The following is a 14,103-nucleotide window of genomic DNA, read 5'->3' as shown; positions in this document are numbered from 1 at the left end:
GGCGTCAACCGATGATCGTCCGTCTGGTGCAGCGGATCGCGATCCTCCTGGCCAGCCTTGTCGTGAGCTCCGTGATCGTGTTCGCGTTCATGGCGGTGCTGCCAGGGGATCCGGCCCGCGTCGCCCTCGGCGTCAGCGCGTCGGACACGGCGGTGGCGCAACTGCGCGAGCAGTTCGGGCTCGACCGGCCGCTCGTGGTCCAGTACCTCAACTGGGTACAGGGACTTGTGACCTTCGACCCCGGGAACTCCTACATCTCGCAGACGCCGATCGGCCCGCAGATCGCCGACCGCCTCCAGGTCACCCTGTGGCTCGTCGTCACCGGGATGGTGCTCGCCTGCATCCTGGCGATCCCCATGGGCACGCTCATGGCTGTGCGGCACCGCAGGCCGTCCGGGCTCATCCTCTCGGCCCTGTCTCAAGTCGGCGTGGCCGTCCCGGCGTTCCTCGCGGGCATCCTTCTGATCACCGTGTTCGCGGTGGGGCTCGGGTGGCTGCCGGCGAACGGCTGGACACCCCCGGCGCAGGATCCGGTCCTGTTCCTCAAGCAGCTGGTGCTGCCCGCGCTGTCCCTCGGAATGGTGCAGGCGGCCATGCTCACCCGCTATGTCCGCAGCGCCGTGCTCGACGTCCTGCGGGAGGACTATCTGCGCACCGCTCGCGCCAAAGGACTTCGCCCGACGCAGGCGCTGCTGCGGCACGGCCTGCGGAACGCGGCGGTGCCCGTGGTCACCGTCCTGGGGTTGCACCTCGCCACGCTGCTGGTGGGCGCCGTCGTCATCGAACGGGTCTTCGTCATCCCCGGGCTCGGCAGCTTGCTGCTGGACAGCGTGTCCAACCGGGACCTCATCATGGTGCAGGACGTGGTCATGATCATCGCAATGGCGGTGCTGCTCGTGAACTTCCTGGTGGACGTCATCTATCTGGTGATCGACCCGCGGCTCAGGGTGGGTGCGTCATGAGTGCTCTGGATACGGAAGCCGCCGTCGCGTCCGCGGTGCCCGACGGCCGTCGGCGGCGCCGCCCGATGGCAGGCAGCCTCCTGGTGGGCGGTCTCATCGTCTCGGTCGTGCTCGGCATGGCACTGCTGTCCTTCGTGTGGACCCCGCACGACCCGACCCTGGTGAATCCCTCGGCGCGGCTGGAGAAGCCGTCGCTGGAGTACTGGTTCGGCACGGACAAATTCGGCCGCGACGTGTTCAGTCAGCTCCTGATGGGCTCGCGCACCACGCTGTTCGTCGGCTTCGTGGCGGTGGGGGTCGCCGCCCTGGTCGGAGTGCCCCTCGGCATCGTGGCCGGAATGGCGCCCCGCTGGTTCGGCGAGCTGCTGATGCGCGGCAACGATCTGCTTCTCGCCTTCCCGGCACTCCTGTTGGCCATCATGTTCGCCGCCGTGTACGGCGCCGGCACGCTGGTCGCGATGGTCGCCATCGGCATCGCGTCCATCCCCAACTTCGCCCGGTTGATCCGCGGCGGCACGCTGCAGGTCATGAAGACCGAATACGTCATCGCCGCGCGCGCGGCGGGCCGCGGACCGTTCGCGATCGGCCTGCGGCATGTCCTTCCCAACGTCAGCAGTCTCGTCATCGTGCAGGCGTCGGTCGGTTTCGCCATCGCCGTACTCGCCGAAGCCGCCCTGTCCTTCCTCGGCTTCGGAACGCCGCCCCCCACACCGTCCTGGGGCCGGATGCTGCAGGAGAGCCAGGAGATGCTGTCGTCCGCTCCCCGGCTCGCCGTGTTTCCGGGCATCGCGATCGCGGTGGCGGTGCTCGGATTCAACCTGCTCGGTGACGGCCTGCGCGACCGTTTCGACCCCAAGCTGGAGGACCGCCGATGACCGCGGCACCTGACACGGCACCGGACTCCGGGGCGGGCTCCTCCGGCTCCCCCGACGACGTGTTGGCCGTTCGGAACCTGGACGTAGCGGTGGGCGGCCGCAAGCTCGTCGAAGATGTCGACTTCACCATCCGGGCCGGTGAGCGGGTCGGCCTGATCGGTGAGTCGGGGTCGGGCAAGTCGCTGACCGCGCTGAGCGTCATGGGCCTGCTCCCCGAGGGGCTCCGGGCCACTGGATCGGTGCGGCTCGCCGGAGTCGACCACGACCTGGTGGGTGCCGACGAGGCGCGGATGTCCCGGGTGCGGGGCAAGGAGATCGCCATGGTCTTCCAGGAGCCCATGACCGCTCTCAACCCCACGATGAGGGTCGGGCGGCAGATCGCCGAAGTGCTGCTGGTCCACCGGACCAGGCCCGACCGCGCGTCCGCCCGAGCCGCCGCCGTGGAACTGCTCGCCCAGGTGGGTCTTCCCGATCCCGCGGCCGCCGCGCACGCCTACCCGCACCAGTTCTCCGGAGGCCAGCGGCAGCGGGTGGTGCTGGCCATCGCCCTCGCGAACGACCCCGCGCTCCTGGTCTGCGACGAACCCACCACCGCGCTCGACGTCACGGTGCAGGCGCGGGTGCTCGACCTGATCGTGCGAGGCGTCCAGGACCGCAGGTCGGCCATGCTCTTCATCACCCACGACCTGGCCGTGGTCGCCACCGCCTGCGAGCGGGTCATGGTCATGTACGGCGGGCGGGTGGTCGAGTCCGGCCCGGTCCGGGAGGTGTTCACGCGCCCCCGGCACCGCTACACCCAGGGCCTGATCGGCGCGTCGGACCTGACCGTGGTCGACGACCGCGGTCGGCTGGTCACGATCGGCGGGTCGGTTCCGCCGGCGGGTCAGTTCCCGGCCGGATGCGTCTTCAGAAACAGGTGCGCTTCTGCGACCGAGGTGTGCGCCACCAGGCCGGAATGGGTCCCGACCGGACCGGACTCCGGCTACGCATGCTTCCACCCGGTATCCGAGCCGGCATCCGAGAGCGGCGCACGCGGGACCGGCATGACCACGAACCAGGAGGCCGGCCGTGGCTGAGCAGCCGACCAGCGCCACCCTCGCACCCGGGTCGCAGACCGGCCCCGTGGACGCCATCAGCGTCCGCGACGTCACGCGCGACTACCGACGGCCTCGTACCTCGCTGCTCCGCCCGAGCCCACCGGTGCACGCCCTGCGCGGCGTCAGCTTCACCATCCCCCAGGGGCAACGGTTCGGCATCGTGGGCGAGTCGGGGTGCGGCAAGTCGACCCTGCTGCGGATTCTGGCCGGGCTCGACCACCCCACCAGCGGCAGCGTCGCGATCGACGGCCGGGACATCACCGGGCTCCGGGAGAGACAGCTCCGGTTCGTCCGCGAGCGACTCCAACTCGTGTTCCAGGACCCGATGAGTTCGCTGGACCCGCGCATGCGCGTCGGCGACATCGTGGCGGAGCCGCTCGTCGCGCAGGGGCACCGGAACCGCGGTGAGCGGGTGGCCGAGTTGCTCGAGGCAGTCGGCCTGCAAGCAGACGCAGCGGACCGGTATCCGCACCAGTTCTCCGGCGGCCAGCGGCAGCGCATCTCGATCGCGCGCGCTCTCGCCCCCCGTCCGAAGATCATCGTGGCCGACGAGCCGGTGAGCGCCCTGGACGTGTCCGTACGGGCCCAAGTGCTCAACCTCATCGCGGACCTCGTCGACGAGCTGTCCCTCACGCTGGTCTTCGTCTCACACGACCTGTCCGTGGTCCGTCATGTGTGCGACCGGGTCGCGGTCATGCATGACGGGCAGATCGTGGAGACCGGGTCCACGGAGCAGGTGTACGAGGAACCACAACATTCCTACACACGCAGGCTCATCGCCGCCGTTCCGACTCTGGGCAAGGCACTGTCCGGAGTGTCGGCGGCCGATCTCAACCGGGAGTACCGACCTTGACCACCCATGTCAACCCCGCCAGCGGCGACAGCCCCGTGGGGAGGGAGTTTCCCGAGGGGCTTCCCATCGGCGACGGCTGGGTGGAGGCACCCGCCGCCGAGGACGTCCGCTTTCCCTACGACGGGACGCTCGTCGCGCGGGCGCCGGTCGGGGACACCTGCCTCGCACGCCACGCGGTGGACGCGGCCGTCGCGGTCCGCGAGCGGGTCGGCAGACTCCCCTCGCACACACGCAGGGCGGCGCTGCTCGCGACGCACGAGGCGGTCGCCTCCCGACGCGCGGACTTCGAGCGGCTCCTGGTCCTGGAGACCGGCAAGCCGCTGGTCGACTGCCGTGTCGAGGTGGATCGCACCCTGCTGACACTGCTGACGGCGGCCGAGGAAGTAGCGCGGCTGCACGGGGAGACGGTCCCGCTGGACCTGCTGCCGTCGGGCGAGGGGCTTCTCGGCTTCTGGACCCGCAAACCGATCGGCGTGGTGGTGGGCATCTCGGGCTTCAACTACCCGCTGCTGCTCGCCGCGCACAAGATCGCGCCGTCGCTGGCCGCCGGCTGCCCGGTCATCGCCAAGCCCGCCCCGCAGACGCCGCTGGCCACCCTGTGGCTGGTGCACCTCCTCCGCGAGGCCCTTCGTGACGGCGGCGCGCCGCAAGCCGCGGTGCAGTTGGTGACCGGGGGCCCCGAGGTGGGCGTCGCGCTGACCACCGACCGCCGGATCGGGGCGGTGTCCTTCACCGGTTCGGCCGCCGTGGGCCACCAGATCGCCCGGGACGCTGCACCCACCAAGGTGCTGCTCGAACTGGGCTCCAACGCCGCCTTGGTGGTGGCCGCCGACGCCGACCTCGACGCCGCCGCCGATGCGGTGGTACGCGGCGGGTACTACGCGTCGGGCCAAGCGTGTATCAGCGTGCAGCGGGTCATCGTGGTGGACGCCGTGCGGAAGGAGTTCGTGGCCCGCTTGACGGAGCGAGTGGCCCATGTGGTCGTGGGCGATCCCCGCGATCCGGCGACGACAGTCTCGGCACTCATCGACCAGCGGTCGACCAAGCGGGTGTGCGCGTGGCTGGAGGAGGCGGTGGAAGCGGGGGCGGTGCCGGCGGCCGGAGGCCGGGTCACCGACGGGGTGATCGAGCCCACCGTGCTGCTCGACGTGGACCGCGCCCTCGCCGTCTGGGACGAGGAAGTCTTCGGCCCCGTCGTCGCGGTACGGTCCGTGCCCGATCTGGAGACGGCCTTCGACGTGGTCAACGACTCGCGCTACGGACTGCACGCGAGCATCTACACCAGCGCCCTTGACACGGCGTTCGCCGCTCTCGACCGCCTGGAGGTGGGCGGAGTGGTCATCAACGAGGTTCCCGGGTTCCGTTCCGACGTCATGCCGTACGGCGGCGTGAAGGACTCCGGGGCCGGACGGGAGGGTCCGAGGTTCGCCATCGAAGAGCTCACCGTAACCCGTATGGCAGTGATCCGTCCGACGACAACGAAGCCGTGAGGACCATGCAAGCAAAGGACCGCACCGATGCGGTGGACGCGTACTCCCGCATGTTCAGGCTCGACGGCCGCAGGGCTGTCGTGGTGGGCGCCGGCAGCGGAATCGGCCGCGAGAGCGCCCTGGCCCTCTCCGCGCACGGCGCTACGGTGGTGTGCGCCGACCTTGACCTGACGGCGGCCACGGCGTCGGCGTCGATGGGGCCGGGCCTTTCGGCGTACGCCCTCGACGTGCTCGACGCCGAGGCGGTCGTGCGCGCAGCCGAGGAGCTCGGACCCGTCGACGTGCTCGTCTTCACCGCCGCGACGAACGTGCGCAAGTCCCTGCTCGACTACACGACGGAGGAATTCGAGCGGGTCGTGGCACTCAATCTGCGCGCATCCTTCGACCTGGTACGGGCGTTCGGCCGTGGCATGGCCGAACGTGGCAGGGGAAGCATCATAGGCTTCAGCTCGATTCGCGCGGTGGCCGTCGAGCCGGGACAAGGGGTGTACGCGGCCACGAAGGCCGGCCTCGTCCAGCTGCTGCGGACCGCGGCGGCCGAGCTCGGCCCGTCGGGCGTGCGGGTGAACACCATCGCCCCGGGCATCGTGGACACACCGCTGACCGCGCAGATCAGGGCTGTGCCGGATTGGTCGGAGGCCTATGCGACCAAGAGCGCCCTGGGCCGCTGGTCCCGCGCCGACGAGCTGGCCGGCGCCGTCGTCTACCTCGCGTCGGACGCGTCATCCTTCGTGACGGGCAGCCAGCTCTTCGTGGACGGAGGCTGGACAGCGATCGACGGACGCTATACGCCGCCCAACTGACTGGACGTCGGGCGGGAGTTGGTAGCACTGAGGTCCTCAGAGGGCCCCGCGTCGCTCCCCGCCCCGGCGACAACGTACGACCTATCCCGGGCGCAGGCTTCTTCAAGTCCTGCGCCCGGGATGCGTCCTGGGAAAGTGGTGCAGCGGCTCCGCCTGATCCGGAGGTTCGCTTCCGCAGCTCTACCGCACCCACTGATCGGGAGCGAGTCAGTCGATTCGCTCGAAGGGTTCCTCGCCTTCTTCGTCCGACGCGACCGTGAAGAGGACCTTCTCGAGCTTTCCGGTGAACGCGAATTCGCCGTCATAGCTGGGTGAGGAGGGAGACAGGGTGTCCCGGCCGATGTCGAGGCCCTGCCATCCCAGGAAGTGCGGGAGGACCCGCGGAATGTCCCCGTTGCCGACCGGCTTTCCTGACACGTACAGGTTTCCAACGCCCCGCATGTCACCGGTCTTGACGAATTCGAGGGCCAACTCCGCCGGGCCGGTCGGGAGTTCTTCCGCCGAGGTCACCGTGTACCGAGTGCCGAGGAAGTTGTACTCGTAGACCAGCCGGTTGTCCTTGACGTACAGGACGTATCCGCTGCTGATGTTGCCCAGGGACACCAGGACACCCTCGTCCGACGCGGCGGCCCGGTCGACGAACGCGGTGATGCGGTGGCCGCGGTTCATCACCGGTGGCACCGCGGCGCCGGGCAGATGGGCCATGCCGGGGTAGTAGGTGAAGGTGGTGCGCCTGCGCGGAGAGCCGGGACGCGGAATCTTCGCCCGGTAGGCGAATCCTTGGTCGTCCAGCGGCAGCACATCGTATTTGCCTGCCTCCACCCAGAAGCGAGCGACCATCTTCTGCAGTTGCTCGGGCTGCGCCTGCGCCAGGTCGTTGCATTCCGAGAAGTCGGTGTCGTGGTGGTAGAGCTCCCATTGGTCCGCGTCGAAGGACGTTCCGCGTTGGTGGTAGGTGACGGCCTTCCAGCCGTCGTGCCAGATCGCGCGGTGGCCGAACATCTCGAAGTACTGGGCTTCCTTGCGCGTCGGCGCGGTCGGCGAGTCGAAGGTGTACGCCATGCTGACACCGTGGATCGGCAGCTGCGGGATGCCGTTGTAGACCGAGGGGGCCTGCAGACTCAGCAGTTCGAAAAGGGTCGGGACGATGTCGGTGACATGGTGGAACTGTTGCCTGATCTCGCTGGTGCGCGGCAGCCCCCGGGGCCAGTGCACGATGAGCGGGCAGCGGACGCCGCCTTCGTGGGTGTTCTGCTTGTAGCGCTTGAACGGCGTGTTGCCCGCCTGTGCCCAGCCCCAGGGGTAGTTGGCATGAGCGCGTGTGGTGCCGATCTCATCGATCCGCGCGACCATCTCCTCGAAGTCCTCTGGGACGCCGTTCTGGAATGCGGTGGGGTTGAGCGAACCCTTCTGCCCGCCTTCCTGGCTGGCCCCGTTGTCCGAGAGCAGGATGGTGATGGTGTTCTCCATCTGGCCTATCCGCTCCAGGAATTCCATGAGCCGGCCGATGTGGTGGTCGGTGTGGTCGACCATCGCCGCGTAGGCCTCCTGGAGGCGTACGGACAGCTTCTTCTCGTCGTCAGACAGTTCGTCGAAGGGAACGACCCCGGGGTTGCGCGGCGCCAGTTCGGTGTCGGGCGGCAGGATGCCCCGTTCGATCTGGCGGGCGTGCCGGGCGGCGCGCTCGGCGTCCCAGCCGTGGTCGAACCGGCCCCGGTACTTCTCCAGGTATTCCTGGGGAGCCTGGTGCGGGGCGTGCGCCGCACCGAACGCCAGATACAGGAAGAAGGGCTTTTCCGGGGTGACCGACGTCTGGTCCCTGACGAATTCGATCGCCCGGTCGACCAGGTCCTCACTGAGGTGATAGCCCTCTTCCGGGCTCTTCGGCGGATCCACGGCATGGTTGTCGTAGAACAGTTCCGGATAGAAGCTGTCCGTCTCGGCTTCCAGGAATCCGTAGTAGCGCTCGAACCCGCGGCCCAGCGGCCACTGGGTGTACGGCCCGGACGCGGTGGTCTGCTCCATCGGCGCCAGGTGCCACTTGCCCACGGCCATGGTGTTGAAGCCGCTGTCACGCAGCACCTCAGGCAGTGTCGCGGCGGCCTTGGTGATCCGTCCGCGACCGCTCGGGAAGCCGGTGTCGAAGTTGGACAGCATGCGCATGCCGACGGAGTGGTGGTTCCGGCCGGTCAGCAGGCAGGCACGGGTCGGCGAACACAGCGTAGTGGTATGGAAGTTCGCGTAACGAAGGCCGTCGGCGGCGAGGGCGTCCATGGCCGGGGTGTCGATGTCCGAGCCGAAGCAGCCGAGGTCGGAGAAGCCGACGTCGTCGAGCACGATGACCACGACATTGGGCGTGTCCTCGGGAAGCGCCTGCTGATCGGGCCACCACGGAGTCGATTCCTCGTAGGTCGTGCCGATCTTGCCTTGGAAGGTACCGCTCGCGGACGGCAGATGCGGAGAGGCGTTGGTCATCCAGGACGCTCCTTTTGCATGGACATTCGAACGTGCGCTGCACCGACAGGCAGCGGGGTCCGCACTCATCACGTCTGCTGGGCGGCGCGGCGGTCGGGCGGGCGGAACCCGAATAGTTGACGCGGTCGGCAGACCCCTGGAGGTTCCGAGGAGGGCTCCCAGTTAACTGGTCTTACCAGTAGCCCGAGTTTGAGTTTGACCGGCCGTCACTCGCGTGTCAACCACGGCTGCCCATGCCCGTGCGTCCGTCGTCAGGCGGCGGTTTCCCTGCCGACCGGCCCTCGACGCCGGGACGCTCACCGCGGGCCGTCCCCCGCGATCCGCCACAGCCACGCGCCCTGAGGCGAGGGCGGAGGCGGTCGCCCGAGCGGTCCGTCAGCGGGTCCCGGGCAGGTCCGCCGCGCAGCGGAACCCCATGTGCCCGGTGCTGCTGTCGGGTGTGTTGGACGTGCGCGCGGCGACGCGGTAGCGGTTGCAGTACGACGCATGGCACAGGTAGGAGCCGCCGCGGATCACCTTCGCCTCCCCCGTGGGAGGTCCGGCCGGGTCCTCGCGGGTCTCCGGGCGGTCGGCCGCGTGCCATGTGGTGCTCCACCAGTCGGAGCACCATTCCCACACATTGCCCGATGTGTTGTACAGGCCGAAGTTGTTGGGCCTGTAGGTCTTGACCGGCGCGGTTCCCAGAAACCCGTCCTCACCCGTGTTGTCCTGCGGGAACTTCCCCTGCCAGATGTTGCAGCGGTGCTGGCCCCGGGGCAGGAGCTCGTCCCCCCAGGGGAAGCGGGAGCGTTCCAGACCGCCACGCGCCGCCATCTCCCACTCCGCCTCCGTGGGCAATCGCTTGCCCGCCCATGCCGCGTAGGCGGACGCGTCGCGCCAGGACACGTGGACGACAGGGTGGTTCGACAGATCGGTCCATGACGACCCCGGCCCGTAGGGGGCCCGCCAGCACGCCCCGTCAACCGCGAGCCACCAGGGCGCCTGCGCCACGGTGCCCTCGCGCACCAGATGCCGGGCGTCAGGGTGGACGAGTGCGTAGAACACGAAGGACCAGCCGTAGCGCTCGGCATCGGTCCGGTAACCGCTGCTGCGCACGAACGTCGCAAACTGCCTGTTGGTGACGGTGGTCGCGTCGATGAGGAACGGTGACAGCCGCACCGCCCGGACCGGGCCTTCGCCGTCATCGGGGAACGCGTCGGCGTCGTCACCTCCCATCAAGAACGTTCCTCCGGGGATGCGCAGCATGGCGCGCAGCACCTGCGCCGGGGCCCGCCCCGAGCCTTGGAGCGGCACGGCAGATGGCTCGGGTATCTCCTGGTCGCCCCCTGACGTGGGGGCGCAACATGCGCCTGACATCGCTCCTCCGACCTCGGCGGCTGTTCCTCACCCGACTGACCGCACATTCGTCCGTGGCGTGGGTTCGAGAGTACGGGCCCGCCATGCCTGCCCCGACCGGCTGCCGAGGCGCGCGCCCGGCGGTCTCCTCGATGGTGTCGGTGCCCTGGAAGCCGATCCCTCCCTGCGGCCTTGACCGCATGGCCTCCAACCGGCCCCCAGAAATGATCAAGAGGCCGTGTCGGCATACCCCGACACGGCCTCTGACCTGCTGCTACGCAAGTCGGGACGACAGGATTTGAACCTGCGACCCCTTGACCCCCAGTCAAGTGCGCTACCAAGCTGCGCCACGTCCCGTTGCCCGTTGTGACCTGGGGTTTCCCTGGCCGAACGTGCACGGAAACAATACCGCACTCGGGGCGGTGGTCGCGCACTCCTTTTGTCCGACGCGGCCACGCAGCGTCGCTACGGCCGGACCGAGGAGCGCGGTGCGGCTCAGTCGGCGGCCGGCAGGCCCAACTCCGGGTAGGACTCCAGAAGTCGGGGCGGAGCGGCCTGGCGCCAGGAGTCCGCGAGGATGTCGCGCAGCTCCCCGGTGTCCTCCAGTGCCGCGAGCCGCACCCGGACCCACGCGAAGCTCGCCTCATGGTCGGCGATCCAGAACTTCCCGGGCTCCGCCAGGACCAGTTCGTCGCGCTCCTCCTTGGGGCAGCGCACGGCGATGGAGGTCTCGTCCTCGGGCAGCGTGGCGAACATCTTCCCCGCGACCCGGAACGTGGGCATGCTCCACGCGATCTTCTCCGTCGTGTCCGGCAGAGAGAGGGCGATCCGGCGTACGTCTTCGGCATCCAGCATGGAACGCACCGTAGCCAATCCCACTGACAATCAGCTGCTGAGAGCGGGTTCGGTGACATCAGCGGCCTCGGCGGCGCCGATGTACTTGTAGAAGATCGTCGTCGGACGCAGCACCCCCGAGGGCGTCCTCGCGTAGTCGGGGATGACGCCGGCCCGGATCCAGCCCGCCGACCGATACAGGGACTCGGCCGGGCTGCCCGTCTCGGTGTCCAGATGGAGCAGGGTCACGCCCGCCTCCGCGGCCGCGCGCTGCGCGGTGACGAGCAGCGTCCGCCCCGTCCCCCGGCCGCGCCCGTCCCGGTGCACCATCAGCTTGATCAGCTCGGCGCGATGACGGCTGTTGGGTTTGTCCGGGAAGGCCAGGCTGACCGTGCCGACGACCCGGCCGGCGGCGTACGCGGCCCACACGGCGAGGCGGCCGTCCTCCATGGCGGCCGCCCGGCTTCGCCACCACTCGGCCGCGGCATCGCGATCGAGCGGGGCGAGGAATCCGACCGACGCTCCCCCGTTCACGGTGTCGGTCAGCAGATCGGTCAACCCCTCCAGGGAGGTCAGAAGTTGGCGGGGCGTCAGGCGTATGACGGTCATGGCAGCACCACAGCCAGGACGTAGCGCACCTCGTCCGGCCCCGGGCACCGGAACCGCGTCGGCCCCCACACCCGCAGGCGCAGACAGTCCCCCGCGTCGAGCCCGTGCTCGGCTTCCTGGGCCATGACCTCGAGCCGCCCGTCGAGCACCCAGATGTGCTGCTCCAGGCCGGGTACGGGAGGCCGGTCGTACGCGATGTCGGCGCCGGCCCTCAGCCGCCCCTCGACGAGCTCGCCCCGCAGCCCGGCGTGCGGCGGCGACACCGAGCGTCGTACGAACCCGGAGGCCTGGTCCTCCCACACGGTCTGGTCTGCGGCCCGTACCAGCTGGGCGGGCTCGGCCTCGACCTCGCTGAGCAGCTGCGACATGGTGCGTCCGTAGACGCCGCACAGACGGTTCAGGAGCGAGGCCGTGGGGCTGATCTCGGCCCGCTCGGCCCGCGACAGCGTCGACCGGCTCACTCCGGTGCGCTCCGCCAGCTCCCCCAGGGACCAGCCGCGTTCCGCCCGCAACTCGGCCAGGCGCCCAGCGAGCCGGACATCTACGGCCTCCGGTTCGGTACCACCCGTGGCAGCACCCTCCTCTTGTCTCATATTCGGCATGCTATCCCATATATGAGACGTGCTGGGTGTGGTCCGGCGTGAGGACGAGCACGGCGTCGACATCCGGGGCGTCGATGACCTTGCGGTGATCGTCGACCGTACGGATGCCGGGGATGCGGTCGGCGGCGCGGGCCCGCAGCGCGGGGTCGTGTTCGGCGACCACCGTCACGTGGGAGCCTCACGCATCCGAATACGACTCAATTGATCTATCTGCGGCGTACAGCCGTATCCCTCCTCGGAGACCTGAAAAAGCACCCGGAGACCGAGGAGTCAAGCTCTGTCATGCCCACACCGCACCTGGCCCTGCCGCCCAGCGACCGTGTCCTGTCGCCGCTCACCGGCTGGACGCGGGCGCACTGGGAGGCGCTCGCCGACCGGCAGTTGGAGGCGCTGGTTCCCTATGCGACGCCGGGACTCGCGCAGTACCGGCTGCCCGGCAGGACCTCCTGGTCGGGTGTGGTGTCGGACGGCCTGGAAGGATTCGCACGGTCATTTCTGCTGGCCTCTTTCCGGATCGCCGGAGCACAGGGCGAGGTGGACCCCCGTCTCGTGGAACGGTACGCGCGGGGTCTGACAACGGGCACGGACCGCGACAGCGGCGAGGCCTGGCCCGAAGTCACGGACTGCTCCCAGCAGATGGCGGAGGCGGCCCTGATCGCCGTCGGACTGCACGAGAGCCGCCCCTGGATCTGGGACCGCCTGGACACCGACGTACGGGAGCGGATCGTGGACTGGCTGTGGGGTTTCGTGGGCCGCCGCACCTGGAACAACCACTGGCGCCTGTACCAGGTGGTGGCCGAGCAGTTCCTGGCCTCGGTCGGCGCGCCGTACCGGCAGGACGACATCGACGCCGGGCTCGACCGCATCGAGGACTGGTACGTCGGCGACGGCTGGTACAGCGACGGCCAGGGACGCGGCTTCGACTACTACAACGGCTGGGCCATGCACCTGTACCCGCTGCTGTGGTCCCGGATGACCGGGGGCGAAGGCGGCGGCCGCGGCCGGGTCTACCGGGACCGGCTTGCCCAGTTCCTCACGGTCTACCCGCGGTTCTTCGGCGGCGACGGCGCGCCGGTGCACCAGGGACGCTCCCTGACGTACCGTTTCGCCACCACGGCCCCGGTGTGGCTGGGTGCCCTCACGGGCTGCACCCCGCTGGCTCCGGGGCTCACGCGCCGGCTGGCGTCCGGGGCAGTGAGTCACTTCGTGGAGCGCGGGGTGCCCGATGAGCGGGGGCTGCTGCCGCTCGGCTGGTACGGCACGTTCCTGCCGATGACGCAGCCGTACTCGGGGCCCGCGTCACCGTACTGGGCGAGCAAGGGGTTCCTGGGGCTGCTGCTGCCCGCGGGCCATCCGGTGTGGACGGAGCGCGAACTGCCGCTCCCCGTCGAGGAGTCGGACCAGTACACCGCGCTTCCCGCGCCGGGCTGGCTGCTGCACGGCACGAAGCACGACGGCATCATCCGCCTGGTCAACCACGGCAGTGACCACAACGCCCCGGACCGGCCCACCGAGGACGATCCGCACTACGCGAAGTTCGGGTACTCCACGGCGACCGCGCCGGAGGCGGGCGCGCACGCCTGGGAGCGGACGGTGGACGGACACATCGCGCTCCTCGCACCGGACGGCACCGCCTCACGCCGACGCCTGATCGTTCCGCTGCACTGCTCCGGGCGTACGGCGGCATCCCGCTACGACGCTCAACTGCCAGGCAGCAACGAGAAGTTCCCCATCGAGACGACCAGTGTGCTGCGCGGTCCGTGGGAGATCCGTGTGCATCGGGTCCAGGCCCCGGCCGGTGTGGCGGTGCGGGAGGGCGGATACGCGGTCGCAGCCGAGGCCCGGCCCACGGCGGAGCGGGGCTCCGGCTGGTCGCTGGCCCGGACCGAGGACGGGCTGACCAGCGTGGTCGTCGCGCTGCACGGCTGGGACGAGGACGCGGGCATCGCGCGCGAGATCGAGGCCAACGCCTTCGGACCGCACTCGGCGACACCGTATCTGCGGTGCGCGGCCGGCCGGCCGGGCGGCAGGGGCGTGTACGTCACGCTGCTCGCGCTGACCCGCGACGCCGTGCACCCCCAGGTGTTACGGGAGTCGGTGTCCTGCGCGCTGGAGGGCACCGACGTGTGGATCACTTTCCCGGACGGGGAGAGCGTTTCCGTTTGAGT

General features: G+C 69.7%; 13 protein-coding genes and 1 tRNA gene. 7 read left to right on the top strand and 7 right to left on the bottom strand.

All coding sequences use genetic code 11. The features are described from left to right. Positions 1-11 precede the first annotated feature (11 nt). From FE633_RS00395 to FE633_RS00370, 6 genes are read left to right on the top strand one after another with little or no spacing between them, the layout of a single operon-like run. Positions 12-962: an ABC transporter permease gene (locus tag FE633_RS00395; protein WP_119106654.1), complete on the top strand. Its 951-nt coding sequence runs from the start codon at positions 12-14 to the stop codon at positions 960-962. Continuing rightward, positions 959-1,837 carry an ABC transporter permease gene (locus tag FE633_RS00390; protein ID WP_171059743.1) on the top strand — a complete coding sequence of 293 codons (879 nt, stop codon included), beginning with the start codon at positions 959-961 and terminating at the stop codon, positions 1,835-1,837. The genes FE633_RS00395 and FE633_RS00390 overlap by 4 nt, the downstream gene beginning before the upstream one ends. Next, positions 1,834-2,913 carry an ABC transporter ATP-binding protein gene (locus FE633_RS00385; protein ID WP_138042958.1) on the top strand — a complete coding sequence of 360 codons (1,080 nt, stop codon included), beginning with the start codon at positions 1,834-1,836 and terminating at the stop codon, positions 2,911-2,913. The genes FE633_RS00390 and FE633_RS00385 overlap by 4 nt, the downstream gene beginning before the upstream one ends. Beyond that, the gene (locus FE633_RS00380; protein ID WP_138042957.1) at positions 2,906-3,787 is read left to right on the top strand and encodes an ATP-binding cassette domain-containing protein; all 882 of its coding nucleotides are present in this window, start codon (positions 2,906-2,908) and stop codon (positions 3,785-3,787) included. Before FE633_RS00385 ends, FE633_RS00380 begins: the two co-directional genes overlap by 8 nt. Beyond that, a complete protein-coding gene (locus tag FE633_RS00375) occupies positions 3,784-5,277 on the top strand; it encodes an aldehyde dehydrogenase family protein (RefSeq protein ID WP_212747138.1) in 1,494 nt (497 codons plus the stop codon). Before FE633_RS00380 ends, FE633_RS00375 begins: the two co-directional genes overlap by 4 nt. Before the next feature lie 5 nt (positions 5,278-5,282). Beyond that, positions 5,283-6,080 carry an SDR family NAD(P)-dependent oxidoreductase gene (locus FE633_RS00370; protein ID WP_138042956.1) on the top strand — a complete coding sequence of 266 codons (798 nt, stop codon included), beginning with the start codon at positions 5,283-5,285 and terminating at the stop codon, positions 6,078-6,080. A 207-nt stretch (positions 6,081-6,287) separates the two neighbouring features. On the opposite strand, the gene FE633_RS00365 is transcribed toward FE633_RS00370, so the two are convergent. The 7 genes from FE633_RS00365 to FE633_RS00335 all read right to left on the bottom strand — a co-directional run bounded on the left by FE633_RS00365 (position 6,288) and on the right by FE633_RS00335 (position 12,104). Beyond that, positions 6,288-8,555 (bottom strand): arylsulfatase, encoded by a 2,268-nt coding sequence (locus tag FE633_RS00365; RefSeq protein WP_138042955.1) that lies wholly within the window; start codon positions 8,553-8,555, stop codon positions 6,288-6,290. 375 nt (positions 8,556-8,930) lie between these two features. After that, positions 8,931-9,911: a formylglycine-generating enzyme family protein gene (locus tag FE633_RS00360; RefSeq protein WP_138042954.1), complete on the bottom strand. Its 981-nt coding sequence runs from the start codon at positions 9,909-9,911 to the stop codon at positions 8,931-8,933. Positions 9,912-10,173: 262 nt separating this feature from the next. Beyond that, positions 10,174-10,247: transfer RNA gene (locus FE633_RS00355), tRNA-Pro, on the bottom strand. Positions 10,248-10,385: 138 nt separating this feature from the next. Beyond that, entirely contained in the window at positions 10,386-10,745 is a 360-nt protein-coding gene (locus FE633_RS00350; protein ID WP_138042953.1) for an MmcQ/YjbR family DNA-binding protein, read from the bottom strand. A gap of 30 nt (positions 10,746-10,775) precedes the next feature. Further along, positions 10,776-11,333: a GNAT family N-acetyltransferase gene (locus FE633_RS00345; RefSeq protein ID WP_138042952.1), complete on the bottom strand. Its 558-nt coding sequence runs from the start codon at positions 11,331-11,333 to the stop codon at positions 10,776-10,778. After that, positions 11,330-11,926: a helix-turn-helix domain-containing protein gene (locus FE633_RS00340; protein ID WP_138042951.1), complete on the bottom strand. Its 597-nt coding sequence runs from the start codon at positions 11,924-11,926 to the stop codon at positions 11,330-11,332. The genes FE633_RS00345 and FE633_RS00340 overlap by 4 nt, the downstream gene beginning before the upstream one ends. Before the next feature lie 10 nt (positions 11,927-11,936). Beyond that, entirely contained in the window at positions 11,937-12,104 is a 168-nt protein-coding gene (locus tag FE633_RS00335; RefSeq protein ID WP_281291080.1) for a hypothetical protein, read from the bottom strand. Positions 12,105-12,217: 113 nt separating this feature from the next. Here FE633_RS00335 and FE633_RS00330 point away from each other — a divergent pair, with 113 nt between their 5' ends. Further along, the gene (locus tag FE633_RS00330) at positions 12,218-14,101 is read left to right on the top strand and encodes a DUF2264 domain-containing protein (RefSeq protein ID WP_138042950.1); all 1,884 of its coding nucleotides are present in this window, start codon (positions 12,218-12,220) and stop codon (positions 14,099-14,101) included. Positions 14,102-14,103: the final 2 nt, after the last annotated feature.

This window comes from Streptomyces montanus, from assembly GCF_005786655.1.
Classification (GTDB): Bacteria; Actinomycetota; Actinomycetes; order Streptomycetales; family Streptomycetaceae; genus Streptomyces; species Streptomyces sporangiiformans.
The sequence above is the reverse complement of the archived record's forward strand: the minus strand, read 5'-3'. Positions and strand labels throughout refer to the sequence as shown.

Coding starts and splice junctions, on each gene's coding strand:
- FE633_RS00395 (WP_119106654.1), top strand. CDS start 12: ATGATCGTCCGTCTGGTGCAGCGGATCGCGATCCTCCTGGCCAGCCTT.
- FE633_RS00390 (WP_171059743.1), top strand. CDS start 959: ATGAGTGCTCTGGATACGGAAGCCGCCGTCGCGTCCGCGGTGCCCGAC.
- FE633_RS00385 (WP_138042958.1), top strand. CDS start 1,834: ATGACCGCGGCACCTGACACGGCACCGGACTCCGGGGCGGGCTCCTCC.
- FE633_RS00370 (WP_138042956.1), top strand. CDS start 5,283: ATGCAAGCAAAGGACCGCACCGATGCGGTGGACGCGTACTCCCGCATG.
- FE633_RS00365 (WP_138042955.1), bottom strand. CDS start 8,555: ATGACCAACGCCTCTCCGCATCTGCCGTCCGCGAGCGGTACCTTCCAA.
- FE633_RS00360 (WP_138042954.1), bottom strand. CDS start 9,911: ATGTCAGGCGCATGTTGCGCCCCCACGTCAGGGGGCGACCAGGAGATA.
- FE633_RS00350 (WP_138042953.1), bottom strand. CDS start 10,745: ATGCTGGATGCCGAAGACGTACGCCGGATCGCCCTCTCTCTGCCGGAC.
- FE633_RS00345 (WP_138042952.1), bottom strand. CDS start 11,333: ATGACCGTCATACGCCTGACGCCCCGCCAACTTCTGACCTCCCTGGAG.
- FE633_RS00340 (WP_138042951.1), bottom strand. CDS start 11,926: ATGAGACAAGAGGAGGGTGCTGCCACGGGTGGTACCGAACCGGAGGCC.
- FE633_RS00330 (WP_138042950.1), top strand. CDS start 12,218: ATGCCCACACCGCACCTGGCCCTGCCGCCCAGCGACCGTGTCCTGTCG.